This window comes from Thalassotalea sp. G20_0, assembly GCF_017744175.1.
In the GTDB taxonomy this organism is placed as follows: Bacteria; Pseudomonadota; Gammaproteobacteria; order Pseudomonadales; family Endozoicomonadaceae; genus Endozoicomonas.
Genome location: NZ_JAGHQV010000008.1, coordinates 20,882 through 45,010, shown reverse-complemented (window position 1 = coordinate 45,010; position 24,129 = coordinate 20,882). Strand labels below are relative to the sequence as shown.

Here is a 24,129-nt window from a genome sequence, read left to right as displayed (position 1 = left end):
CAAGTGTGCGCTAGTCCTTTTTCACCGCATTCACTTTCATTTAGACGTCAGCAGCGTCGCCTTAATCGCTGCCGTATGATATCAATGTCTGTCGCTCGACACCTTTTGGTTCATAATCGGCAACGTTAATGGGTGAGTTTTTTTCGATGTACTCACGAATCACTTCTGCGTCCAGAAAGCCAGTATCTACAAAGCCCGGATAGGAACTCACATCAGGATACTTATCACCTCCCCTTGCAGAGAAACTCAGAGTTGCCATCTTATAAGTTTTATTCCTATCCAGTGGTTTCCCGCCAATACGAACATGTTCAATTCCCGATGCGGTGATCACCATCTCAACACCAGAGAAGTGAGCAAATGCACCGCTATTAGCGGGCATTTGACCAACAACCTCCAGGTAATCGAGAACCTGCTGACCAGACATATCAACAGTAGTCAGTGTGTAGCCGAATGGAAATACGATCAGAGCATCTTTATAAGTAATCTCCCCGGCATTGATGCTGGCACGAATCCCGCCTCCATTGGTTACCGAAAAGTCAGCACCGGTTTTGTCCATAAAAGCCCGGGTCAGTAACGTGCCCAGATTGGTTGGCTGGAACCGCACTTCATTACGTTCGCCCATTAAGCGTTGGTCGACACTGCCAATTTTAACATCAACCAGTTTTGCTCCGGCCTCCTGATAAGGAGAAAGAAGCCTCATCATTGCTTCATGATAAGGAATTCTGGTTTCACTTCCCTTGTGGTTAACAGGGATCAGCTGGTAATCAATAAGTTCGAGATCCCCCTGTTGATAAACGAAGTCTGCGCGCCCAACGTATTTGCCCCACTCATGGGCCTGTACGATCCAGGTGTCATTTTGCAGATCAGGCTCAAACAATGGATCCTGGGAGTGACCGCCAACAATCAGGTCGATGCCGTTTACGGTTCGAGCAAGCGTTACATCACCGGGAGCCTTAACACCATGATTGCCATTGGGGTAGTGACCCATGTGCGTTGAAGCAATGATCACATCGGCCTTCTCTTCCAGTTTGGGCAGTAATTCACGCGCTACCTCAATCGGGCTTGCAAATGTCAGACCTTGCACATTCTCAGGATTAGACGTTTTAGGGGTATCGTCTGTGGTTAAACCCATAACCGCGACACGAAGACCATCAAGATTGAACATGGTGTAAGGCGCAAACAATGGCTCCCCACTTTCCTGATCGACAATATTGGCTGACAGGAATGGAAACTCTGCCAGTTCTTCCTGCATCGTCAATATATCTCGCGGGTTATCAAATTCATGGTTGCCAACAGCCATTGCATCGTACCCAAGCATATTCATGCCTTTGAAGTCAGGGACAGCGTCCTGCAGGTCTGACTCGGGTACACCTGTATTAATGTCGCCCCCGGACAGTAGCAGCACATGTCCACCTTCTTCAGATACTTCTTTGCGAATCTCCTCAATCAAAGTCATGCGGGCTGCCATCCCGAACTGATCTTGCCTGTCATGCCAGAACCGACCATGATGGTCATTAGTGTGCAGTACCGTGAACTGGTAAGTTTTATCCGGGTCGAAGGCGATGCCCGTTTGTTTTTCCGGAATAAGGGAGTATGCGCTAACCATAACAGCAATAGCAGCGACGGTCAGGGGAGCTGGTTTTGATAATTTAAATGCCATTTAAATGATGTCCTAAAGAATAAAAAGAAAAAATTGTTTTATTTGTATGAGTGAGTTGCATAAATTTCGTTATATCAAGAGAGGCTAACTGTTTAACAGCTGTAGCTCAATCAGGTACGAATTCAGGCGGGAAAGAGCCACAACCAAAGCAGCAGGCATTGACTCCCAATACGTGAAAACATCGGTAAAAGGGGGGGGCGAGGCTATGATGGTGGAAAGAAAATAAAAGGCAGAAAACGCCATATAGCATTCGCATAATGCTGAGAAGGCTTAAGTAGTTTTAACACAGCCGCTAAGTGAAATAGAGCCTTGGCCCTGTGGCAGGAGGTCTACCCTGGCTTTTATTCGATCAATACATGGTTTCATTGAGTCCTGGCTCCCAAGCTGGTTAACCGGGATTTCAATGACCTCAAATCCTGATTTTTGCAGCAGTGCGATTTTAAGCAGAGTGGAACCATTTCTGGTTTTGAAATCACCGCCCACATAATGAGACGATCCCTGAACTTCAATCACCATGTTGTGATCTGGCAGTAGCAGGTCAACCGGCGGTAATGCATGCAGACTCTTTTCTTCTTCAATCTTCAAGGATGGAATGCATGATTGGAGTTGATCGCGGAAGTCGGTTTGAGGTGTTGAAATGGTTGTCTGGTAGTGGGGGACGACCGGACAGGCTCTCCCAAGCCAACTGGCGGCCATGGCAATGATGGAATGTTCCTCCTGATTATCCGGGGAGGTATTTTCCATGCGTGTAAACAGGACATTCATTTGCTTTTCAAGCACGTTATTTTTATTGCCATTGCCGTCCAGAGTCAACCTGGCACAGCAAACCATCACTCCCCATAGAGACATCAATATCGTTTGCCGGGAGAGCTGAGGGTTTTCACTGATTCGGTAGACAAGTGATTCGAACGTAGAGGTAACTGCGTTCAGCTCAACGAACTCACCCAGTTTCGCCATGGCCCACAGCAGGTTGGCGATACCTTTGGCATGAAATTGGTCTTTCTGTGCGATTACGTGGGGTAACAGTACGGCCACGGCCTCTTGGAGCTCTGGTGTCTTCTCCTGCCCGTTGTCCACCAGTTTCGCCATGGCCCACAGCAGACTGGTGATTTCCAGTGGTTTAAAGTTAGCTTTCTGTATATTCACCATGGGCAACAGAATAGCCACGGTAGCTTTGATCCCTGGTGCCTGCCCCTGCCCGTTGTCCAACAGTTTCGCCATGGCCCATAGCAGGTTGGCGATAGCCTGGGCAGCAAATTGATCTTTCTGTGTGTTCACCTGGTGCAACAGCGCGACAACTGCCTCATTAAGTTTTGGAGTCTGCTCCTGCCCGTTGTCCACCAGTTTTGCCATGGCCCACAGCAGGTTGGAAATTCCCTGTGGTTTAAAGTTAGCTTTCTGTCCGTTCACATGGGGCAACAGCGCGGCCACGGCCTCGTTGAGCCCTGGTATCCGGTCCTGCCCATTGTCCACCAGTTTCGCCATGGCCCACAGCAGGTTGGCGATTTCCTTTGGATTAAAGTTAGCCTTCTGTGTCACGTGGGGTAACAGGGCGGTCACAGTCTCTATGATCTCTGGTGGCTGTTCCTGTTCGTTGTCCGCCAGTTTCGCCATGGCCCACAGCAGGTTGGCGATTTCCTGCAGTTTAAAGCTGGCTTTCTGTATATTCACCAGGGGCAACAGAACGGTCGCAGCTTTGTTGAGTTCTGGTGTCCGCTCCTGCCCGCTGTCCACCAGTTTCGCCATGGACCACAGCAGATTGACGATATGCTGGGGAATAAATTGGTCTTTCTGTGTTTCCACGTGGGGCAACAGCGCGGCCACGGCCTCTTTGAGCCCCGGTGTTAGCTCCAGTCCGTTGTTCACCAGTTTCGCCATGGCCCACAGCAGGTTGGCGATATCCTGAGCATTAACCCGGTTTTTCTGTGTGTTCACGTGGGGCAACAGCGCGACTACGGCCTCTTTGAACTCTGGTGTTTGCTCCTGGCCATTGTCCACCAGTTTCGCCATGGCCCACAGCAGATTGGCGATACCCTGTGGTTTAAAGTCAGCTTTCTGTGCGTTCACGTGGGGCAACAGCGCAGCCACGGCCTCGTTGAGTCTTGATGTCCGCTCCTGCCCGTAGTCCACCAGTTTCGCCATGGCCCACAGCAGGTTGACGATACCCTGTGGTCTAAAGTCAGCTTTCTGTGCGTTCACCCGGGGTAACAGCGCAGCCACGGCCTCGTTGAGTCTTGGTGTCCGCTCTTGCCCATTGTCCACCAGTTTCGCCATGGCCCACAGCAGGTTGGCGATTTCCTGTGGTTTAAAGTCAGCTTTCTGTGCGTTCACGTGGGGCAACAGTGCGGCCATGGTCTCTTTGAACCCCGGTGTCCGCTTCTGCCCGTTTTCCACCAGTTTCGCCATGGCCCAGAGGAGGTTGACGATAGCCCGGGCCTTAAATTGGTCCTTCTGCGCTTTCACCCGGTGCAACAGCACGGCCACAGCCTCGTTGAACTCTGGTGTCTGCTCCTGCCCGTTGTCCACCAGTTTGGCCATGGCCCACAGCAGGTTGACGGTACCCTGGGCATTAAATTGGTTTTTCTTTACCTGCACGAGGGGTAACAGCGCGGCTACCGCCTCGTTGAGCCCTGGTGTCCACTCCTGTCTGTTGTCCACCAGTTTGGCCATGGCCCACAGCAGGTTGGTGATATTCTGGGCATTAAATTGGTTTTTCTGCAGGTTCACGTGGGGCCACAGCGCTGCCAGAGCCTCGTTGAACTCTGGTGTCCGCTCCTGCCCATTGTTCACCAGTTTCGCCATAGCCCACAGCAGGTTGGCGATATGCTGAGGAATAAATTGGTCTTTCTGTGCGTTCACGTGGGGCAACAGCGCGACGGCTGTCGCTTTGAGGCCTGTTGTCTGCTCCTGCCCGTTGTCCACCAGTTTCGCTATGGCCCACAGCAAGTTGGCGATATCCTGGGTATTAAATTGGTCTTTCTTTTCGTTCAGGTGGGACAATAGGGCGGCTACGGCCTCGTTGAACTCTGGTGTCTGCTCCTGCCCGTTGTCCACCAGTTTCGCCATGGCCCACAGCAGGTTGGCGATTCCCCGGGTATCAATATCTCTGGCTTGAGGTTTTTGGTTGCAGTTAAATATTATTGCATCAAGTAGCGTTGACAATAAGGCAGCTTGAGTCAGCTTCACACGCTCATCCATGGGTTTATGAGGGGTAAAAACACCCGCTGAAGTCAATGAATGAAGTGTTGTCGTCAGGCTTCGCCAATTCCAATGCCGTGTTGCAGTAAAATTTTGCAGCAGACGTATCAGCTGGCCTTGTTCCGCTCGATTTAACGGTCTTTTAGCAGCTGTCGTGTATTTTTTAATTGAACTGGCATATTGGCCGTGATATCTCCCGTCATAGCGATGACCGAAGCGACCGGATTTTCTCAACAGGTCATCCATTATTTCCTGTTTGATGAGGGCATTAAAATCTTGAGCAGGGTTTACTGAACGGCGCTGCAGATATTGAGAAGAGTATGGGCCAGAAGAATGGTGACATTCATGACGTCTCGGGGTCGTTCGGGGGGGATTATCCCAATGTGTGACTGTACCCTGTCGATATCGCCCACGCCTTGAAGAAGCGGCACGGTTATCCGGTTGGTTCTCATCATTACCCGGTCTTGGGTATTGACCACCAATACCAGCAGAGGTTGGATACATAATTATATTTCATTAATTCATGAGAATATAAAAACAGACTGCTCTTTTGTTCAGAAGTTCATTTTGATCAAATGTCTATAAACACAAGCAATTGGGGAAACCCATCTACCAAACAGTGACAACCATTGATCAATCTGGATCACCTGTGGGTATGGTCGAAAAGCTGGAAGCTCTCCTGGCATGTGAAAACGGTTCTTGAGTCATGATGGAAGGGAGGAGATTACTGGCTTTTTTCTTCTCTTCCTTTTCTTTTTTCTTTTTGGTTTGCTTGTTTGATCTTCTAAATGTTCTTCGGTGGTTAAGTCACAGTGATCTTTAACTGATACAGAGCCATAACCCTGTGGTGATATGTCTGTCCTGGTCTTTATTTGATCAATGCATAGTTTCATTAAATCCTGGCTCCAAAGTTGGTAAACCGGGATTTCAATGACCTCAAATCCTGATTTTTTCAGCAGTGCGAGTTTAAGCAGAGTCGAACCATTCCTGGTTTTAAAATCATCAATCACGAAATGAGAAGGACCCTGAATTTCAATAATCATGTTGTAATCTGGCAGTAGCAGGTCAACGGGAGGTAATGAGTTCAGACTCTTTTCTTCTTCAATCTTCAAAGATGGAATGCATGATTGGAGTTGATCGCGGAAGAAGGTTTGAGGTTTTGAAATGATCGTCCGGTAATGGGGGACGACCGGACAAGTTCTCCCAAGCCAGCTTGCGGCCATGGCCATGATGGATTGATCCTCTTCATTGTCCAGGGATATATTTTCCAGAAGAGTAAACAGGTCGTCCATGTGCTTTTCAAGCCAGTTATTTTTATTGGCCTTGGAAACCAGAAACCACCTGGCACAGCATACCATTATTCCCCAGAGAGACATCAATATATCTTGCTGAGAGAAGTGTGGGTTTTCACTGATTTTGTAGACAAGCGATTCGAACGTGGATGTACTCACATCCAGCTCAATGAGTTCACCCAGCCTTCCCATGGCCCACAGCAGGTTGGCGATACCCTGGGCGTGAAACTGGTCTTTCTGCGCGTTCACGTGCGGCAACAGCGCGAACACAGCTTGTTTAAGCCCCGGTGTCTGCTCCTGCCCGTTGTTCACCAGTTTCGCCATGGCCCACAGCAGGTTGGCGATATCCTGGGCATTAAATTGGTCTTTCTCTACGCTCACATGGGGCAACAGCACAGCCACGGCCTCGTTGAGCCCTGGTGTCTGCTCCAGACCATTGTCCACCAGTTTTGCCATGGCCCACAGCAGGTTGGCGATCTGCTGAGGAATAAATTGGTCTTTCTGAACGCTCACACGGGGCAACAGCACGGCCACGGCCTCGTTGAGCCCGGGTGTCTGCTCCAGACCATTGCCCACCAGTTTCGCCATGGCCCACAGTAGGTTGGCGATCTGCTGAGGAGTAAATTGGTCTTTCTGAACGCTCACGTGGGGCAACAGCACGGCCATGGCCTCGTTGAGCCCTGGTATCTGCTTCAGCCCATTGTCCACCAGTTTCAGTTTCGCCATGGCCCACAGCAGGTTGGCGATACCCTGGGCATTAAATTGGTCTCTCTGTGCGTTCACGTGGGGCAACAGCGCGGCCACAGCCGCGTTGAACTCTGGTGTTTGCTCCTGGCCATTGTCCACGAGTTTCGCCATGGCCCACAGCAGGTTGGTGATCTGCTGAGGAATAAATTGGTCTTTCTGTATGTTCACGTGGGGCAACAGCGCGGCCACGGCCTGTTTGAGTTCTGCTGTTCGCTTCTGCCCGTTGTCCACCAGTTTCGCCATGGCCCACAGCAGGTTGGCGATACCCTGAGGAATAAATTTGTTTTTCCCTGCGTTCACGCAGGGCAACAACGCGGCCACGGCCTCTTTGAGCTCCGGTGTCTGCTCCTGCCCGTTGTCCGCCAGCTTCGCCATGGCCCACAGCAGGTTGACGATATCCTGGGCATTAAATTGGTTTTTCTGTGCGTTTACGTGGGACAACAGCCCGGCCAAGGCTTTGTTGAGGCCTGGTGTCTGTACCAGCCCGTTGTCCAACAGTTTCACCATGGCCCACAGCAGGTTGGCGATATGCTGAGGAATAAATTGGTCTTTTTGTGCGTACACGTGGGGCAACAGCGCAGCCACGGTCTCTTTGAATTCTGGTGTCAGCTCCTGACCGTTGTCCACCAGTTTCACCATGGCCCACAGCAGGTTGGCGATATGCTGAGGAATAAATTGGTCTTTGTGTGCGTTCACATGGGGCAACAGCAGGGCCACAGTCTTTTTCAGCCCCGGTGTCTGCTTCTGCCCGTTGTTCGACAGTTTCGCCATGGCCCACAATAGGTTGGAGATTTCCTGTGATTTAAAGCTAGCTTTCTGTGCGTTCACGTGTGGCAACAGCGCGGCCACGGTCTCTTTGATCTCTGGTGTCCGCTCTTGCCCCCTGTCCACCAGTTTCGCCACGGCCCACAGCAAGTTGGCGACTCCCTGGGCATCAATATCCCAGGCTTCAGGTTTTTGGTTGCACTTGAACGTTATTGCATCAAGTAGCGTTGACAATACCTTAGCTTGAGTAGACTTGACACGCTCATCGATGGGTGGATGTGGGGTAAACACGCCCGCTGCAGCCAATGAGTGAAGTGTTGTCGTCATGCTCCGCCAATTCCAGCTTCTCGTTGCGGTAAAATTTTGCAGAAAACGTATCAGTTGGTTTTGTTCCGTTCGATTTAACGGTCTTTTAGCAGCTGACGTGTATTTTTTAATTGAACTGGCATATTGACCGTGATACCTCCCATCATAGCGATGACCGAAACGATCGGATTTATTCACCAGACCATCCATTTTTTCTTGTTGGATGAGGGCATTAAAATCTTGAGTTTGGTTTACTGAACGGCGCTGCAGATATTGAGAAGAGTATGGGCCAGAAGAATGGTGACATTCATGACGTCTCGGGGTTGTGCGGGGGGGATTATCCCAATGTGTGACTGTACCCTGTCGATATCGCCCACGCCTTGAAGAAGCGGCACGGTTATCCGATTGGTTCTCATCATTATCTGGTCTTGGGTATTGACCACCAACACCAGCAGAGGTTGGATGCATAATTATATTTCATTAATTCATGAGAATATAAAAAGCAGACTGCTCTTTTGTTCAGAAGTTCATTTTGCTCAAGTGTCTATAAACACAAGCAATTGGGGAAACCCATCTACCAAACAGTGACAACCATTGATCAATCTGGATCACCTGTGGGTATGGTCGAAAAGCTGAAAGCTCTCCTGGCATGTGAAAACGGTTCTTGAGTCATGATGGAAGGGAGGAAATGATTTGCTCTTCTGAATGTTCTTCGGTGATTATGTAACAGTGATCTGAGGGTTGCCATTCTTTATCTGCAGTAACGCTTACCTCATCTGACCCCCCTTTTTTATGTGATACAGAGCCATGACCCTGTGGCGGGATGTCTACCCTGGTCTTTATTTGATTAATGTATGGTTTCATTAAATCCTGACTCAAGAGCATGTTAACCGGAATTTCAATGACCTCAAATCCTGCTTTTTGCAGCAGTGCGATTTTAAGCAGAGTGGAACCATTCCTGGTTTTGAAATCACCGCCCACATAATGAGACGATCCCTGAACTTCAATCACAATGTTGTGATCTGGCAGTAGCAGGTCAACCGGCGGTAATGCGTTCAGGCTCTTTTCTTCTTCAATCTTCAAGGATGGAATGCATGATTGGAGTTGATCGCGGAAGTCGGTTTGAGGTTTTGAAATGTTTGTCTGGTAATGGGGGACGACCGGACACGTTCTGCCAAGCCAGCTTGCGGCCATGGCCATGATGGATCGATCCTCCTTATTGTTTGGGGAGGTATTTTCCAGGCGAGTAAACAGATCATTCAGGTGCTTTTCAAGCACGTTATTGGTATTGGAGACCAGAGACAACCTGGCACAGCAGACCATTATTCCCCAGAGAGACATAAATATCTCTTGCTGAGAGAGCTGTGGGTTGTTGCTGATTCGCTGGACAAGATATTCGAACGAAGAGATAACCTGGTTCAGCTCTACGAACTCACCCAGTTTCGCCATAGCCCACAGCAGGTTGGCGATATGCTGAGAAATAAATTGGTCTTTCTGTGGGGTCACAAGGGGTAACAGCGCGGCCACGGCCTCCTTGAATTCTGGCGTCAGCTTCTGTCCTTTGTCTACCAGTTTCGCCATGGCCCACAGCAGCACGGCGATATGCTGAGGAATAAATTGGTATTTTTGTGTGTTCACGTGGGGTAACAGCGCGGCCACGACCTCTTTGAACTCTGGTGTCTGTTCGTGCCCGTGGTCCAACAGTTTCGCTATGGCCCACAGCAGGTTGGCGATACCCTGGGCATTAAATTGGTTTTTCTGTGCTTTCACGTGGGGCAATAGCGTAGCCACGGCCTCTTTAAGCCCTGGTATCCACTCCTGCCCGTAGTCCACCAGTTTCGCCATGGCCCACACCAGGTTGGCAATATGCTGAGGAATAAATTGGTCTTTCTGTACGTTCACGCAGGGCAACAGGGCGGCTACGGTCTCTTTGAGTTCTGTTGTCGGCTTCTGCCCATTGTCCACCAGTTTCGCCATGGCCCACAGGAGGTTGGCGATTTCCTGTGGTTTGAAGTTAGCCCTCTGTGCGTTTACGAGGGGCAACAGCGCAACCACGGCCTCTTTGAGTTCTGGTGTCAGCTCCTGCCTGTTGTCCACCAGTTTCGCCATGGCACACAGCAGGTTGGCGATTTCCTGTGGTTTAAAATGAGTTTTCTGTGCGTTCACGTGGGGCAACAGCGCGGCCACGGCCTTGTTGAACTCTGGTGTTCGCTCTTGCCCGTAGTCCACCAGTTTCGCCATGGCCAAAAGCAGGTTGGCGATATGCTGAGGAATAAATTGGTCTTGGTGCGCGTTCACATGGGGCAACAGCGCGGCCACAGCTTCTTTAAACTCTGGTGCCCACTCCGCGTTGCCCACCAGTTTCGCCATGGCCCACAGCAGGTTAGCAATATGCTGAGGAATAAATTGATCTTTATGTGCGTTCACGTGGGGCAACAGTGCGGCCAGGGCTTCTTTGAACTCTGGTGTCGGCTCCTGCCCGTAGTCCATTAGTTTCGCCATGGCCCACAGCAGGTTGGCGATACCCTGTGGTTTAAAGTTAGCTTTCTGTGCGTTCACGTGGGGCAACAGTGCGGCCACGGCCTCGGTGAGTTTTGGTGTCCGCTCCTGCCCGTTGTTCACCAGTTTTGCCATGGCCCACAGCAAGTTGGCGATATGCTGAGGAATAAATTGGTCTTGGTGTGTGTTCACATGGGGCAACAGCGCGGCCAAAGCCTCTTTGAACTCTGGTGTCTGCTCCTGCCCGTGGTCCACCAGTTTCGCCATGGCCCACAGCAGGTTGGCGATACCCTGAGCATCGATATCCCTGGCTTGAGGTTTTTGGCTGAACTTGAATATTATTGCATCGAGTAGCGTTGACAATAAGGCAGCTTGTGTACGCTTAACACGCGGATCCATTGGTTTATGAGTGGTAAAAACACCCGCTGAAGTCAATGAATGAAGTGTTGTCGTCAGGCTTCGCCAATTCCAATGCCGTGTTGCAGTAAAATTTTGCAGCAGACGTATCAGCTGGCCTTGTTCCGCTCGATTTAACGGTCTTTTAGCAGCTGAGGTGTATTTTTTAATTGAACTGGCATATTGGCCGTGATGTCTCCCGTCATAGCGATGACCGAAGCGACCGGATTTTCTCAACAGGTCATCCATTATTTCCTGTTCGATGAGGGCATTAAAATCTTGAGCAGGGTTTACTGAACGGCGCTGCAGATATTGAGAAGAGTATGGGTCAAAAGAATGGTGACATTCATGACGTCTCGGGGTCGTACTGGGGGGATTATCCCAATGTGTGACTGTACCCTGTCGATATCGTCCACGCCTTGAAGAAGCGGCACGGTTATCCGGTTGGTTCTCATCATTATCTGGTCTTGGGTATTGGCCACCAATACCAGCAGAGGTTGGATGCATAATTATATTTCATTAATTCATGAGAATATAAAAAGCAGACTGCTGTTTTGTTCAGAAGTTCATTTTACTGACGAAGCCAGGATTAAAGAGCTGTCGCCAGTTTTTTGCCATCACCTTCAGTCGTGATACCAGTAAGGAGTCCATGTTTTTTTGCTGTCTCAGCAACACCCTTATTGTCTTTATCCTCTGTAACTGCCTCGGGAGTGGCCATGGCAGAGAGCAGCAAATCGACCAGATAGCTCATGCAGTCATCAGATGGTTGTTCCAGACAACTGATAAACGCTTTTAAATTGAAGGTTAAGTGATTAAACAGAGTAGCGGAGGACTCAAATACATTAGCTATAGGTTTATCCCGAAAAAAGTAGTTTTGACTTCCGTCCAATCTATAGTCAGCCAAGACCCTGCTATGGCTTAACGACTGAGCTTCAATGGCTACTGCCAGGGAAATAAGATTGAGTCTACTCTGCTCGCTCATCAGTAATACGTCCAGACAATTATTGCCATTGATATCTTTAATGGCAGGGTCGCTTCCCCTCTCGATAAGGGGTTGGATATAGGCCTGATCTCGCCTGGCGCAAGCATAATGCAATGGTGTCAGACCGTATTTATCCTGTGAGTTTATATGCCTGCTGACTGGTAAACTTTCTGATTGTATTATTTTTGTGAACACTGGGTATTGTTTTTGATTTCCACTTATTGAAGCTTTTTTATGTCCTTTGGCAATCAACAGGTGCAGCAAATTTTTCCTGTTACAGTCCTCAATAAAAGGATCAGCACCCATTTCAGTGATTAAATCAATGGCAACCTCACCGCCACCGTTTGCTACGACAGACATTAAACCCGTTACATATTTCCATTCTGGCCACCACAGACAATCATTGATGGACAGGGCTGGATTTTGCTCCAGAATTTCTTTGCCTTCCTGGATAGCCTGGGAAATTTTGGCCATGGAGCTGGTTTTATGATGATTGACAGTCAAGTCCCAGAACCAATGCTGAATGGGAGTTACCGGCCCATCGGGGTTGGAAGACTCTAAAGTGGATGGTGCATCTGACGATGATGCTTGCTTCTCATTAGCCTTTTTAAGGGCTTTAAGATTTTTTCTGACAATTGTCTCTAACTCAGGCTCAGTAGACTGATTCTCGGGCAAATTTGGCTGATCATCAAGTTTCGCAAATTTCACGCCAGAAAACGATGTGGGAACCATATCTGTTTACCCTGTAGTGTGATTGACGTCAATCTTCAGATTCTTGGAAGAATTATCCAGAGCATCACACCAGACCAGAAAAAAAGGAATAAGTTCAATTTTTTCCCGCAGCCATTCTGATGCTCCCCTGTTGTAGTTCGACAACCTATGCCCCCCCTGGCTCCCGATTAGAAGCCCCCACTACAAACAGTTAACATCGTTGTCGGCTTTACTCCCCAAGCAAAGAAAATGACCTTGGATCTGCAGTGCAGCAGTCTGTTTCGAACCGCAATAACGAAGTAAGATGAAGAACCAGAGTCTGAGGGGCTTTGAGAGTACTCGAGTCTGCGTGTACGGAAAACTATAACCACTTCAATACTCTGAGTAAAAAGAATATTTTGAGGATAAATGAAACGATAAAGGCGTGTGAAGTTGTTATATAAAATTTATTATTTTTCGGGGCCTTAAGCCCCGAATTGAAGATATTGAAACGATAAAAAGGCGATCAGGAGGTTCGTTAAACAACAGAACCCAACTGGAAGATTGGCAGATACATGGCAACAATCAGGCCGCCCACCAGTACACCCAGTACCGACATGATGATGGGTTCCATAAGGCTGGTCATGCCATCAACCATATTATCCACTTCTTCTTCATAGAAGGTGGCGACTTTATCAAGCATCTCATCCAGAGAGCCTGATTCCTCACCGATAGAGACCATTTGTATCGCCATAGGCGGGAATATCCCGGTGCTTTTCATGGCAAACTGTAGCTGTTGACCGGTGGATACATCTTCTTTAATTTTTCTTGCCGCATTGGCATAAACGACATTGCCTGCTGCACCAGCGACCGAGTCGAGAGCATCGACCAGGGGAACCCCGGCGGCAAAGGTGGTTGACAGGGTTCGGCCAAAACGGGCAACGGCGGATTTATCTAGAATTTCACCAATAATCGGCAGCTTCAGCATCAGGCGATCCAGACCATCTCTGGCTGCCTTGGATGACTTCAGTGTCCGTGATATCAGGAAGCCGCCAGCGACCAAAGCGCCGAGGACGATATGCCAATATTCCTGGACAACCTCTGATATGTTGATGACAACCTGGGTAAAGGCGGGTAGCTCAGCACCGAAGCCCTGGAAAACCTCTTCAAATTGAGGGACCACCTTCACCAGAAGGATGACGGTAACGATCATCGCAATAAGCACTACTGCAATTGGATAGTTCATCGCTTTCTTGATTTTTGCCTTGAGGGCTTCGGTTTTTTCTTTGTAGGTAGCGATTCGATCCAGCAATGTCTCAAGTGCTCCAGACTGTTCACCAGAGGCAACGAGATTGCAGTACAGGTCGTCAAAATAATCCGGGTGTTGTCTGAGGGAATCGGCAAAAGTGCTGCCTGAGGCCACTTCATTCTTGATCTTGCCAACCAGGTTCCTCATGGCCTCTTTCTCAATACCGCCGGAGGTAATGTCAAAGGCCTGAAGCAGTGGTACCCCTGCCTTCATCATGGTTGCCATCTGGCGGGTGAACAGGGCTATGTCCATGGGCTTGACCTTACCCCCTCCAAGCCCAATGGAGAGGCTTTTTTTAGAGACTTTGGTCGCCAGGATGCCCTGTTTTCTGAGTTCAGCCTTGACCAGCGCAGCACTGGCACTTTGCATTTCCCCTTTGATCTTTTTGCCGGCTTTATCTTTGCCCTGCCAGACAAAGGTGGCTGTTTTGGTTGGTTTTGCGGCCATTGTGTGCGCGATCCATAGCTGTTCTTCTTGATGAGCAGATTAAGTAGTTAACCAAATGGAATCCTATTATCTGGCCAAGTGGACTGTCACTCTGCTGCGTTACAACTCCAGTCACATAGCTAAGGCTATGCTCCCTTCGTTGTGCCTTGCATAGTAACTGTCACTCGACCAGATAATACAATTCCATTTGGCCAACTACTTATAAGTTTACTTCCGCCCAGTTTATATCAGAGCGTTCATAAAAACAGATAATCCTCTGAAATTGAGAACTGATTACTGTTTGTTTCGGTCAAATACAGTGGGTCATTAGGGCCTGCTGAGGTTTCACTGCACGTTCAGCGGGATGTGCAGTCTGGCTTTTATAGCTGCCTTCAGGCTGCGTTGAACCGGTTTGGTTAGATCTCCCCGGTCCGCCTTGTGGAAGTAAGTTGCAGTAGCCAACAGGCCTGTTACCTTTGGTCAACAGAGCCTGATCTGTCGTGTGTTTTTAATTGAAAACTTCGGTTCGTTGAAAACCGTCCACATTGATTGCGGTCAGGCTTTTACCCCAGACGCAGCCAGTGTCCAGGGCGTGGATATTATCATGACCACTGACCCCATCAAGCGCTGCCCAGTGACCAAAAATGATCTGTTCTCGAAAGCAGGGGCTCCCGGAAAAGCTGAACCAGGGCGCATAACCGTTTTTCGGGACAGACCCTTTGCTTTCCAGGTCCAGCATTCCATGGTCATTACAGAAGCGCATCTGGGTAAAGTAGGCTGCGGTAAGCCGAAGTCTTTTCTTCAGCTTAAGCTCATCATCCCATGGCTGAGGCTTAGTGTTTTTGAAAATCTTTTTGAGCCATTTGACATGGTCTTCAGACCGCAGAGCCTGCTCCAGTTCCCGGGCTTGTTCGATAGCCTGGTTAATAGTCCAGACAGGAGGAATACCGGCATGCACCATGGTAATCTTTCGCTGGGCGTCATGGTGCAGCATTGGAAGAAAGCGTAGCCACTGGAGCAGCTCATCAGCATCAGGGGCTTCCAGCACTTCACTCAGGGTGTCTTTGCTTTTCTGCTTGCGAATGCCGCAGGCCACGGCCAGAAGGTGCAGATCGTGATTCCCGAGAACGGCGATACAGCTATTGCCAAGACTTTTCAGGTAGCGCAGTGTTGCCAGAGATTCCGGGCCGCGATTGACCATATCACCAGCAACCCAGAGGACATCGTGCTCAGGGTCAAACTTGAGTTTATCCAACAGTTGTCGCAGAGGGTCATAACAACCCTGGATGTCCCCGACTGCGTAGGTGGTCATTGGCTGTTCCTGAGCTGTTAATGTTGTCTATCGATCAAGTAGTCGGCTATTCGAACAAAATCGGCAAGCGTCAGTACTTCTGGCCGGGCGGCAGGATCAATGCCCAGTGCCTCAAGCTCTTCTGCCTTGAGATGCTGCTTGAGTGTATTACGGATAGTTTTACGCCGCTGGCTGAAAGCATCCCGAACAACCTGTTCCAGTTTCAGAATATCTTTACAGGGATGAGGTAGCTCATGATACGGGGTCATTCGCACGATGGCTGAGTCGACTTTGGGCGCAGGCTTGAATGCTCCGGGCCCTACCGTAAACAGGTAATCGACCTTGCAGTAATACTGCGCCATGATGCCCAGGCGACCATAGTGTTTTTCCCCCGGTGCGGCGGCCAGGCGCTGAACCACTTCTTTCTGCAGCATGAAATGCATATCCTGAATCATGCTTTCAAAGCTTAACAGGTGAAAGATTAACGGGGTTGAAATGTTGTAGGGCAGGTTGCCAATGATACGCAGTGGCCGGTCATCGGTTTTCAGGCTGGCAAAATCAAATTTCAGCGCATCGGCTTCGTGAATATGAAAGTTCGGATTCAGGCCAAAGCGCAGGAGCAGGGTAGGAATCAGGTCCCTGTCCAGCTCTACCACGTCCAGTCCACCGGCACGCTCAAGCACGTCGGCGGTCAGGGCTCCCTGGCCGGGACCAATCTCAACCAGATGTTCGCCCTGTTTCGGGTTGATCGACGCAACGATCTCACCGATAACGCCATGATCGTGAAGAAAGTTCTGGCCGAAACGTTTGCGGGCCTTATGGTAAGGAACGTCTGTCTGGGGCATGAGGAGTATTGCTCATCTGGGGAGAAACAGTCGATGACCATCAGCCATGAAAAATAGATTGCGTGGATATCGGTCAAACTGGCAATAATAACGCCCGACTGCTGTTTTTGCCAGATACCTATCCAAAACACATGTCCTCACTGAGAAGGCGGAATTGGTATTACAACGTTGGGAGATGCGAAGTCAACGTCAATGTTTTCGCGAGGCTTTCCGACAATAGACTGACCTGCAGCCAGCAGTTCACCGAAGAATGCCTCTGACTTGTTGATACGAATTCAGGCTAATAAAATCAGTTAGAGAGCTGGCGATAATTTGGTGTAGTTCACTTGCAGGATGGACCACATCGTGAAATGAATATCTATGCTCCCTATGATTTGCCATGCATAGTCACTGCCCACTAAGCCTGAAATATACAATTCCATTTACTTGCCGAAGCGCTATCACCAAATGTAGTACCATTATGGAAGAAGGTGGCAGGTTATGGCTGCCACCTGATTATCAGCTGGGAAGGAACTCCTTGCCCCAGCCAGTACCCGCAATTCCACGCTCAATCATTGATTCAATAGACTCACTGTCATAACCCATTTCAGCTAACACTTCCCTGGTTGAATGACCAAACCTTTCAGTAGGCGTGGCGGCTACGATAGTTGACTCTGTGGGGCGAATGGAATAATGGTCGATCTGTGTGATCTGGTGGCCGCTGGGATGCTCAGGATAGATCGAGAAGGCAAAGCTGCCCAGGCTGGTACCTGCTTTACCATCGGCAACACGGCTGTATTGCTCTCTGAGATGTTCAATAGCCTGTGGAATGGCCGAAGCGACATCTACCTTATCCAACGCGGACTTCCAGTAAACGGCTGGAGCCCTTTTAAAGGCTTCTGTCAGGTAGTATGAGAGATTGTCAGCAGTCACTATACCTCCGAGACCTTCTACCTGACCCAGTCTGCCCAGCTCGGAGTCATTGCTGTCCAGATAAATCCATCCCTCCTGTGTTTCATAGAAGTGAGACAGCGCGTTATAACCCAGAGCCTGTCGACCTGAAGGCTCATTAAACGGAACTCTTCCCTGGTAGTCAAAGGCAAAGGGAATCTGTGCCAGATTGGTTACCGCAGACAATGACGTTCTTGCCCGGGTAGGCTGACCTGTTTTCTGGCGGTGGTAGAGAGCAACCGCCATAGCCAGTCCGCCGGAGAAACCGCAGTTGACGTCCAGTGTGCCGAGGTGGGCGTGTTCTTCCGGTGTCTGTGAGCCACCAAAGCGACTCATGATGCCACTGTTGGCCTGAATGATGTCGTCATAACCAATGTAATTGGTTTTTGGACCGGGCAAAGGACCGCCCAGGCAATCCAGGCGGCAGAAGAGAACGCCCGGGTTAATGGCTTGCAGTGATTCGTGGTCCAGACCCAGAGGCTTCATCTGGCGTTCAGGCGCATTGATAACCACTATATCCACTGACTTGACCAATCTGTTGAATACCTCTCGTCCTTCTTCAGACAGGATGTTGACCAGCGCGCTGCGTTTACCAACGCCGGTCTGGAAGGTAAACAGGGTACCAATCAGAGGATCATAAAGAGGGGTGACCGGATCCAGCTTAATCACTTCGGCACCAAAGCGTGCCATAAAGGCGGTAGAGTGTGGGCCGGCAATAACATTGGTCAGATCAAGAATTCGCAGTCCGTCCAGCCAGTGAGCAGTGGCTTTCTGCTGGCGGCGAGCGGAAAATCGGCTCTGGTCATCTTCGTCCGTGACTGTATTCAGCGCAAAGAGGGCCTCTTCATAGCTGACATTCTTGCGCGGAGCGGGAGTAACCATTTGTCCGGCAAACTCTTCCAGCCAGGCAATGGGGCCAGGTTGTTTCATCAGACCATAAACGGGGTCATTAACCTCAACGATCAGGCCAGACTGGTTGGTGTGCTCATCATTCACCCATTCCCGGGTTGTTCTGTGAGGAGCGCCTGGAATCTGTCCTTCACCGAAAATCTCTCCCCATTCTTGTGAGGTTTTGGTCAGGAATACTTTCTTCATTTTGGCTGCAATGATGTCAGCCCATTTCTTCGGTAATGGATAGACGCCTATGGACGTTTCACCGTCCCACTCCTTAATGGGCTGGTGCAGATCTTTAACGTCTGGCAGTCCCTCAGCCAGCAGCTCGTCATAAATACCCAGAGCCTCCAGGCAGCGGCGGGCATGATTACGGTGGGATGGGCATACGCAGTAGAACATACGGCCATCGGCGCATTCATAGGTTCGGTAGAAGGGGTCCAGGTACTCCTGAAGCGCATCATAGCTGAGAGCCATGGGAATGTTGTTGCTCTTGCGATGCTCGATCTCATGCTCACGCATGGTTTTGTAGCGCTCTGGCAATCCTTCGACAACGTAAGAATTATAGGAGAGGCCTTCCATCATTGCGGCAACAATAGGGACTTCAATGTGATCACCTCTACCGGTTTTCTCACGTGCGGTGAGCGCCAGAACCACTGAGCTGGCTGCCAGGGATGTGGCGTAGGAAGAGGCCAGAGGCAGAGGGGAAAAACTTGGGTTCAAACCCATCAGAATTCGGTTGAATCCCATGTCCGTGAAGGCACCAGCAGTAGCAGCAACAACGGCTTCAGTGGCTTTCCACTCCCTTCTCAACTGGTCATTACTGGCAAAGCCGGGAATCGACAATGAGATAAGGTCGGGGCGTGATTCTCTCAATTGCTGAAAATCAATGCCCAGACGTTTCATTACGTCGGGTCTGAAGCTCTCGATGACGATATCGGCTTTTTCAATCAATGACAGTGCCTGGAGCAAGCCAGACTCAGTTTTAAGATCAAGCTTCAGGCAGAGTTTGTTTCTATTCAGAACAGCATTGGCGGGATGGTCCCATTGAGGACCTTCGGGTGGATCAATATGGACAACGGTTGCACCCAGATCGGCCAGCACCATGGCAACAGCCGGACCGGCAATCTGCTGGCCAAAATCAACAACCCTGACACCATTTAATGGCAATTTATTCTTATTGTGCATCTGGTAATCCTGCTAATAAAGAGGCAGATCTTTATTAAAATACGGTGCGTTCATTGCACGCGTTTATGCAAGGAAAATGTTATGAATGGATTGCCCGATCGACCAGCAAAAAAAAATACCCCTGAGACCTGATTTTTTTTATTGCTGGAAAAGGGTTTGTTATAAAAATAATTTGGTCTCAGGTGTCTATTTTATTGTTTCTCATTTTTTTTCCAGCCACTGATAATGATGGCGTGCTCTGATGTGCAAATCGCATTTGATGATGTCCCTGAGGATCAATACCTCAAAAAGAAGGGTTAAAAATGAATAATAATAAAAATAATACGTCGCCGTATGCTGGCTTGCTTGCGGGAGCCAACCCAGCGATGGCCGTTGGTTCCGCTTTACTGGTTCTGGCATTTATTGTTTTTACCGTTGCCGATCCTGAATACGCCGATAGCGTTTATACGGCGGCAAAAAACTTTATTGCTACGGATCTGGGCTGGTATTACATAGGGATAATGTCGTTTTTCCTGTTTTTTTCTGTCTGGCTGGTGTTCAGCCGCTACGGTGATATTCGTCTGGGCAGTGATGATGACAGACCGGAGTTCAGTAATTTCGCCTGGTTTTCCATGTTGTTTGGTGCTGGCATCGGAATTGGAATCCTGTTCTGGAGTATTGCCGAACCGATTTACCACTTTCAAAGCAATCCGTTCATCAGTGATGACGAGGCCATGACGGCAGAAGCGGCCCAGGTAGCCATGAGAATCTCGATTTTTCACTGGGGTTTGCATGGTTGGGGGTTGTTTTCTGTTACTGGTCTGATTCTGGCCTATTTTGCCTATCGCAAAGGGCTTCCCATCACTATCCGCTCAAGCCTCTACCCCATCTTCGGTGACAGGATTTATGGGCCTATCGGCCATGCAGCTGACTTGCTGGCAGTATTCGGAACCGTATTCGGCATAGCTACTTCGCTGGGACTGGGTGCACAACAGATGAATGCCGGGCTGGGCTATCTATTGGGCATAGAAGTGTCGACCACCAATCAAGTGATCCTGATCGCAGTTATTTCGGTTGTGGCAACGCTTTCGGTACTGACCGGTTTGAACAAAGGCATTCGTATCCTTAGTGTTTTCAATATGCATCTGACCATAGTCATTCTGGGTCTGTTCGTCATCTTTGGGCCTACTGCCTATCTGCTGGGTGCATTCTTTACCAATACCGGTGACTATCTGTTGAATGCCGTTTCCCTGGGGTTATGGGTTGATCCAGAGCCAGGCGCTCAATGGCAGGGATGGTGGACTATCTTCTATTGGGGCTGGTGGATTGCCTGGGCTCCTTTTGTCAGCATGTTCATTGCCCGTATCTCCAAGGGCCGGACCATTCGTGAATTTGTCCTTGGTGTTCTCGTTGCACCTACGACACTGGCAGCTTTCTGGATCACTATATTTGGTAACAGTGCCTTCTATCTGGAACTTTACGGTGACGGCGGTGTCACAGAGGCTGTGAACAAGGATATCACTACTGCTCTGTTTACCACTGTGCAGCTGCTGATTGAGAATGAGTTGATGTCCGCGCTGATGGCGGGCATCTGCACCATTTTGCTGGTGACTTATTTTGTTACCTCCGGGGACTCGGCGACCCTGGTGATCTGTACCCTGGTGTCCATGGGGAGTGATAATCCGCCTGCCCGGTACAGAGTGTTTTGGGGACTGGTGATTGGTGCCTCGGCAGCCGTTTTGCTGTATGCCGGTGGTCTTAAGGCTCTGCAAACAGCTTCTATTGTCGCGGCCCTGCCATTCTCGATCATTCTGTTTCTTGCCACTTATGGACTTATCAAGGCCCTGCGCGAGGAGGCTTTACCAGGTGAAGAGGCTTACAAGGTGTCCATGGCAAGAAATGGACGTTCCTGATAGATATTGGCTGTGCGCAAGAGGTACACAGCCATTTCAGTAGATTAGACGAGGTTTGTTATGTCTACGCGAGTGATTTTGCCCCGCATCATGCAGGTGGGGGCGGGGGCCAGCCTGGCTCTTCCTGATGTTCTGACTAGTCTGAGCTGTGCGAAGCCTCTCATTATTACTGATGCCATGATGGTTCAGCTAGGTTATGTCCAGGCACTGCAGGACTGTCTGACAAAAAACGACATTGATTCCAGTGTTTTTGCAGATACCGTTCCGGAACCCACCGTCGGCTCCATTCAGGCGGGTGTTGAAATGGCCAGGCAGGGAAGCTACGACTGTGTTGTTGCTCTCGGTGGAGGCAGCCCTATCGACAGTGCAAAGGCAATAGCTGTTCTCTCATGCTTTGGTGGTGAAATGCGGGATTATAAGTTCCCAAGGATCATGGATCAGCCCGGACTGCCGGTGATTGCTATACCCACTACGGCCGGTACGGGTTCTGAGGCCACTCGAGTCACCATTATCACAGATGAATCCTGTGACGAAAAAATGCTCTGTGTCGGGGCTGCTTATATGCCGTCAGCAGCACTGGTGGACTATAACCTGACATTGAGTGTGCCTCCCCGTACGACAGCAGACACAGGTATTGATGCACTGACCCATGCTATGGAGGCATATGTCAGTAAAAAAGCCAGCTTGTACAGTGACAGCCAGGCTCTGGAAGCCATGCGCCTGATTGCACCGAATCTGCGTACCGCCTATCACAATGGCAAGGATGAAAAAGCCCGTGAAGCCATGATGCTGGGCTCAACCCTCGCGGGTGTCGCCTTTTCCAATGCCTCGGTAGCTCTGGTCCATGGTATGAGCAGACCTATTGGAGCTTTTTTCCATGTTCCCCATGGCTTGTCTAATGCCATGCTGTTGCCGGCTGTTACTGAGTATTCAATTCCCGCTGCGCCTGATCGTTATGCCGACTGTGCGCGGGCTATGGGTGTTGCCGAACAGGGAGACAGTGATGAAGTGGCAAACCATAAGCTGCTGACCGAACTGAAAGCTCTGAATGATGAGCTTTCAGTTCCGGGTCCACAGGAATTTGGCATTGATAAAGTTGCATTTTTTGAAGTGCTGGACACCATGGCATTGCAGGCTCTGGCATCCGGGTCACCTGCTAATAATCCCAGGGTGCCTGACGCAGAAGAAATTAAAGCCATTTACCAGCAGCTCTGGGACTAATTCAGCACAAGTCAGTCAAGAGTTAAGAAAAGCATTTCTGACAATAACAATAGAGTGAATCATGAACACAATTGGCCATCTGATCAATGGTAGAGCAGTCAATGATGATATACGTCATCAGGCGGTTTATAACCCGGCAACCGGTCAGGCTGAAAAGCAGGTTGCTTTGGCTTCCAAAGCTACAGTAGAGGAAGCTGTTGCTGCTGCAGAAGCAGCTTTCCCTGCGTGGAGAAACACGCCTTCCATCAAGCGTGCCCGTATCATGTTCCGATTCAAGGAGCTGCTTGAGCAGAATGCTGAGCGTATCTGCGAATTGATTGGCCAGGAGCATGGCAAGATTTCCCACGATGCCATGGGGGAGCTGCAGCGTGGTATTGAAAACGTTGAATATGCCTGCGGTGCGCCAGAGCTGTTAAAGGGAGAACACAGCAGTAATGCCGGACCAGGCATTGATTCCTGGAGCGAGTTCCAGTCTCTGGGGGTTGTTGCCGGGATCACTCCCTTTAACTTCCCGGTCATGGTGCCACTCTGGATGTACCCGATGGCCATTGTCTGTGGCAATACCTTTGTTCTGAAGCCTTCCGAGCGGGTGCCAAGTTCAACACTGTTCGTGGCTCAACTGCTGCACGAAGCCGGTCTGCCAGCAGGTGTCATGAATGTTGTCAATGGTGACAAGGAAGCTGTGGATGCTCTACTCCATGATAAAAGAATCGAGGCTATCAGCTTTGTTGGATCTACCCCCATCGCTGAGTATATCTACACGACAGCGACAGCCAATGGCAAAAGATGCCAGGCATTGGGTGGTGCTAAGAACCACGCGATCGTAATGCCTGATGCCGAGATGGATAATGCTGTTAATCAGCTGCTGGGCGCAGCTTTTGGTTCCTCCGGCGAGCGTTGTATGGCATTGTCTGTAGCCGTTGCCGTGGGTGATGCAGCGGCCGACCAGTTGGTAGGCAAGCTGAAAGAAGCCATGCAGTCCCTGAAAGTGGGTGCTTACAGCGACAGCTCCAATGATTTTGGACCGGTCATTACCCGACAGCACCAGGAAAAAGTGGTCGGTTTTATTGACAGTGCCGAAGAGCAGGGAGCCGAGATCGTGGTTGATGGTCGCCAGCCCGAGGTCGCCGGTTATCAGGAAGGTTACTTTGTCGGTGGTACCCTTATTGACAGAGTAACGCCAGAAATGACCAGCTATCAGAACGAAATCTTTGGCCCCGTTCTGCAGGTTGTCCGAGTCAACAGTATGCAGGAAGCCATGGACCTGATTGATCGTCATGAATACGGTAATGGTACCTGCATCTTTACCCGGGATGGGGAAGCCGCTCGCTATTTCTCCGCACACATCCGGGTAGGAATGGTTGGCATCAATGTGCCTTTGCCAGTGCCAGTGGCTTATCATAGCTTTGGTGGCTGGAAGCGCTCACTGTTTGGTGATCTCCATGCTTATGGTCCGGATGCGGTTCGTTTTTATACACGTCGCAAGACCATTACTCAGCGCTGGCCTTCTGCGGGCGTCCGGGAAAATGTCCAGTTTTCCATGCCCACCATGAAGTAAGCGGAGCCCAGGTAATAGCCCCGGAAACAGTTTGATTGTCGTT

Annotated in this window: 12 protein-coding genes and 1 pseudogene; 4 read left to right on the top strand and 9 right to left on the bottom strand. The window is 49.8% G+C overall.

Annotated features, from left to right (window positions below; all coding sequences use genetic code 11):
* Positions 1 to 61: 61 nt before the first annotated feature.
* Positions 62 to 1,660, bottom strand: coding sequence for a bifunctional UDP-sugar hydrolase/5'-nucleotidase UshA (ushA, locus tag J7438_RS06680; RefSeq protein WP_209275929.1), 1,599 nt, complete (start codon positions 1,658 to 1,660; stop codon positions 62 to 64).
* Between the two features lie 148 nt (positions 1,661 to 1,808).
* On the opposite strand from ushA, the pseudogene J7438_RS06675 reads away from it, so the two are divergent.
* Positions 1,809 to 1,906: pseudogene (locus J7438_RS06675) on the top strand (IS5/IS1182 family transposase); the annotation flags it as partial.
* 24 nt (positions 1,907 to 1,930) lie between these two features.
* Here J7438_RS06675 and J7438_RS06670 read toward each other — a convergent pair.
* The 8 genes from J7438_RS06670 to J7438_RS06635 form a co-directional block, all read right to left on the bottom strand.
* On the bottom strand, positions 1,931 to 5,362 hold the full coding sequence (locus J7438_RS06670) for a DUF1601 domain-containing protein (RefSeq protein WP_209275928.1): 3,432 nt from the start codon (positions 5,360 to 5,362) through the stop codon (positions 1,931 to 1,933).
* Positions 5,363 to 5,562: 200 nt separating this feature from the next.
* Positions 5,563 to 8,436, bottom strand: coding sequence for a DUF1601 domain-containing protein (locus J7438_RS06665; RefSeq protein ID WP_209275927.1), 2,874 nt, complete (start codon positions 8,434 to 8,436; stop codon positions 5,563 to 5,565).
* Positions 8,437 to 8,637: 201 nt separating this feature from the next.
* Complete coding sequence (locus J7438_RS06660; protein WP_209275926.1) at positions 8,638 to 11,370, bottom strand: DUF1601 domain-containing protein; 2,733 nt, start codon at positions 11,368 to 11,370, stop codon at positions 8,638 to 8,640.
* Between the two features lie 82 nt (positions 11,371 to 11,452).
* A complete protein-coding gene (locus J7438_RS06655) occupies positions 11,453 to 12,577 on the bottom strand; it encodes an ankyrin repeat domain-containing protein (RefSeq protein WP_209275925.1) in 1,125 nt (374 codons plus the stop codon).
* Positions 12,578 to 13,073: 496 nt separating this feature from the next.
* Positions 13,074 to 14,291 (bottom strand): type II secretion system F family protein, encoded by a 1,218-nt coding sequence (locus tag J7438_RS06650; protein WP_209275924.1) that lies wholly within the window; start codon positions 14,289 to 14,291, stop codon positions 13,074 to 13,076.
* Between the two features lie 487 nt (positions 14,292 to 14,778).
* The gene (locus J7438_RS06645) at positions 14,779 to 15,582 is read right to left on the bottom strand and encodes a symmetrical bis(5'-nucleosyl)-tetraphosphatase (RefSeq protein WP_209204231.1); all 804 of its coding nucleotides are present in this window, start codon (positions 15,580 to 15,582) and stop codon (positions 14,779 to 14,781) included.
* Between the two features lie 17 nt (positions 15,583 to 15,599).
* On the bottom strand, positions 15,600 to 16,406 hold the full coding sequence (rsmA, locus tag J7438_RS06640; RefSeq protein WP_209275923.1) for a 16S rRNA (adenine(1518)-N(6)/adenine(1519)-N(6))-dimethyltransferase RsmA: 807 nt from the start codon (positions 16,404 to 16,406) through the stop codon (positions 15,600 to 15,602).
* A gap of 498 nt (positions 16,407 to 16,904) precedes the next feature.
* Positions 16,905 to 19,415 carry a CoA transferase gene (locus J7438_RS06635; RefSeq protein WP_209275922.1) on the bottom strand — a complete coding sequence of 837 codons (2,511 nt, stop codon included), beginning with the start codon at positions 19,413 to 19,415 and terminating at the stop codon, positions 16,905 to 16,907.
* A gap of 302 nt (positions 19,416 to 19,717) precedes the next feature.
* Between J7438_RS06635 and J7438_RS06630 the strand changes: the two genes are divergently transcribed.
* From J7438_RS06630 to J7438_RS06620, 3 genes are all read left to right on the top strand, one after another.
* A complete protein-coding gene (locus J7438_RS06630; protein ID WP_209275921.1) occupies positions 19,718 to 21,307 on the top strand; it encodes a BCCT family transporter in 1,590 nt (529 codons plus the stop codon).
* Positions 21,308 to 21,367: 60 nt separating this feature from the next.
* On the top strand, positions 21,368 to 22,528 hold the full coding sequence (locus J7438_RS06625; protein WP_209275920.1) for an iron-containing alcohol dehydrogenase: 1,161 nt from the start codon (positions 21,368 to 21,370) through the stop codon (positions 22,526 to 22,528).
* 61 nt (positions 22,529 to 22,589) lie between these two features.
* Positions 22,590 to 24,086 carry a CoA-acylating methylmalonate-semialdehyde dehydrogenase gene (locus tag J7438_RS06620; protein WP_209275919.1) on the top strand — a complete coding sequence of 499 codons (1,497 nt, stop codon included), beginning with the start codon at positions 22,590 to 22,592 and terminating at the stop codon, positions 24,084 to 24,086.
* Positions 24,087 to 24,129 lie beyond the last annotated feature (43 nt).

Bases quoted from the DNA above. Each gene is read 5' to 3' on its own strand.
- ushA (WP_209275929.1), bottom strand. From the start codon at position 1,660: ATGGCATTTAAATTATCAAAACCAGCTCCCCTGACCGTCGCTGCTATT.
- J7438_RS06670 (WP_209275928.1), bottom strand. From the start codon at position 5,362: ATGTATCCAACCTCTGCTGGTATTGGTGGTCAATACCCAAGACCGGGT.
- J7438_RS06665 (WP_209275927.1), bottom strand. From the start codon at position 8,436: ATGCATCCAACCTCTGCTGGTGTTGGTGGTCAATACCCAAGACCAGAT.
- J7438_RS06660 (WP_209275926.1), bottom strand. From the start codon at position 11,370: ATGCATCCAACCTCTGCTGGTATTGGTGGCCAATACCCAAGACCAGAT.
- J7438_RS06655 (WP_209275925.1), bottom strand. From the start codon at position 12,577: ATGGTTCCCACATCGTTTTCTGGCGTGAAATTTGCGAAACTTGATGAT.
- J7438_RS06650 (WP_209275924.1), bottom strand. From the start codon at position 14,291: ATGGCCGCAAAACCAACCAAAACAGCCACCTTTGTCTGGCAGGGCAAA.
- J7438_RS06645 (WP_209204231.1), bottom strand. From the start codon at position 15,582: ATGACCACCTACGCAGTCGGGGACATCCAGGGTTGTTATGACCCTCTG.
- rsmA (WP_209275923.1), bottom strand. From the start codon at position 16,406: ATGCCCCAGACAGACGTTCCTTACCATAAGGCCCGCAAACGTTTCGGC.
- J7438_RS06635 (WP_209275922.1), bottom strand. From the start codon at position 19,415: ATGCACAATAAGAATAAATTGCCATTAAATGGTGTCAGGGTTGTTGAT.
- J7438_RS06630 (WP_209275921.1), top strand. From the start codon at position 19,718: ATGAATAATAATAAAAATAATACGTCGCCGTATGCTGGCTTGCTTGCG.
- J7438_RS06625 (WP_209275920.1), top strand. From the start codon at position 21,368: ATGTCTACGCGAGTGATTTTGCCCCGCATCATGCAGGTGGGGGCGGGG.
- J7438_RS06620 (WP_209275919.1), top strand. From the start codon at position 22,590: ATGAACACAATTGGCCATCTGATCAATGGTAGAGCAGTCAATGATGAT.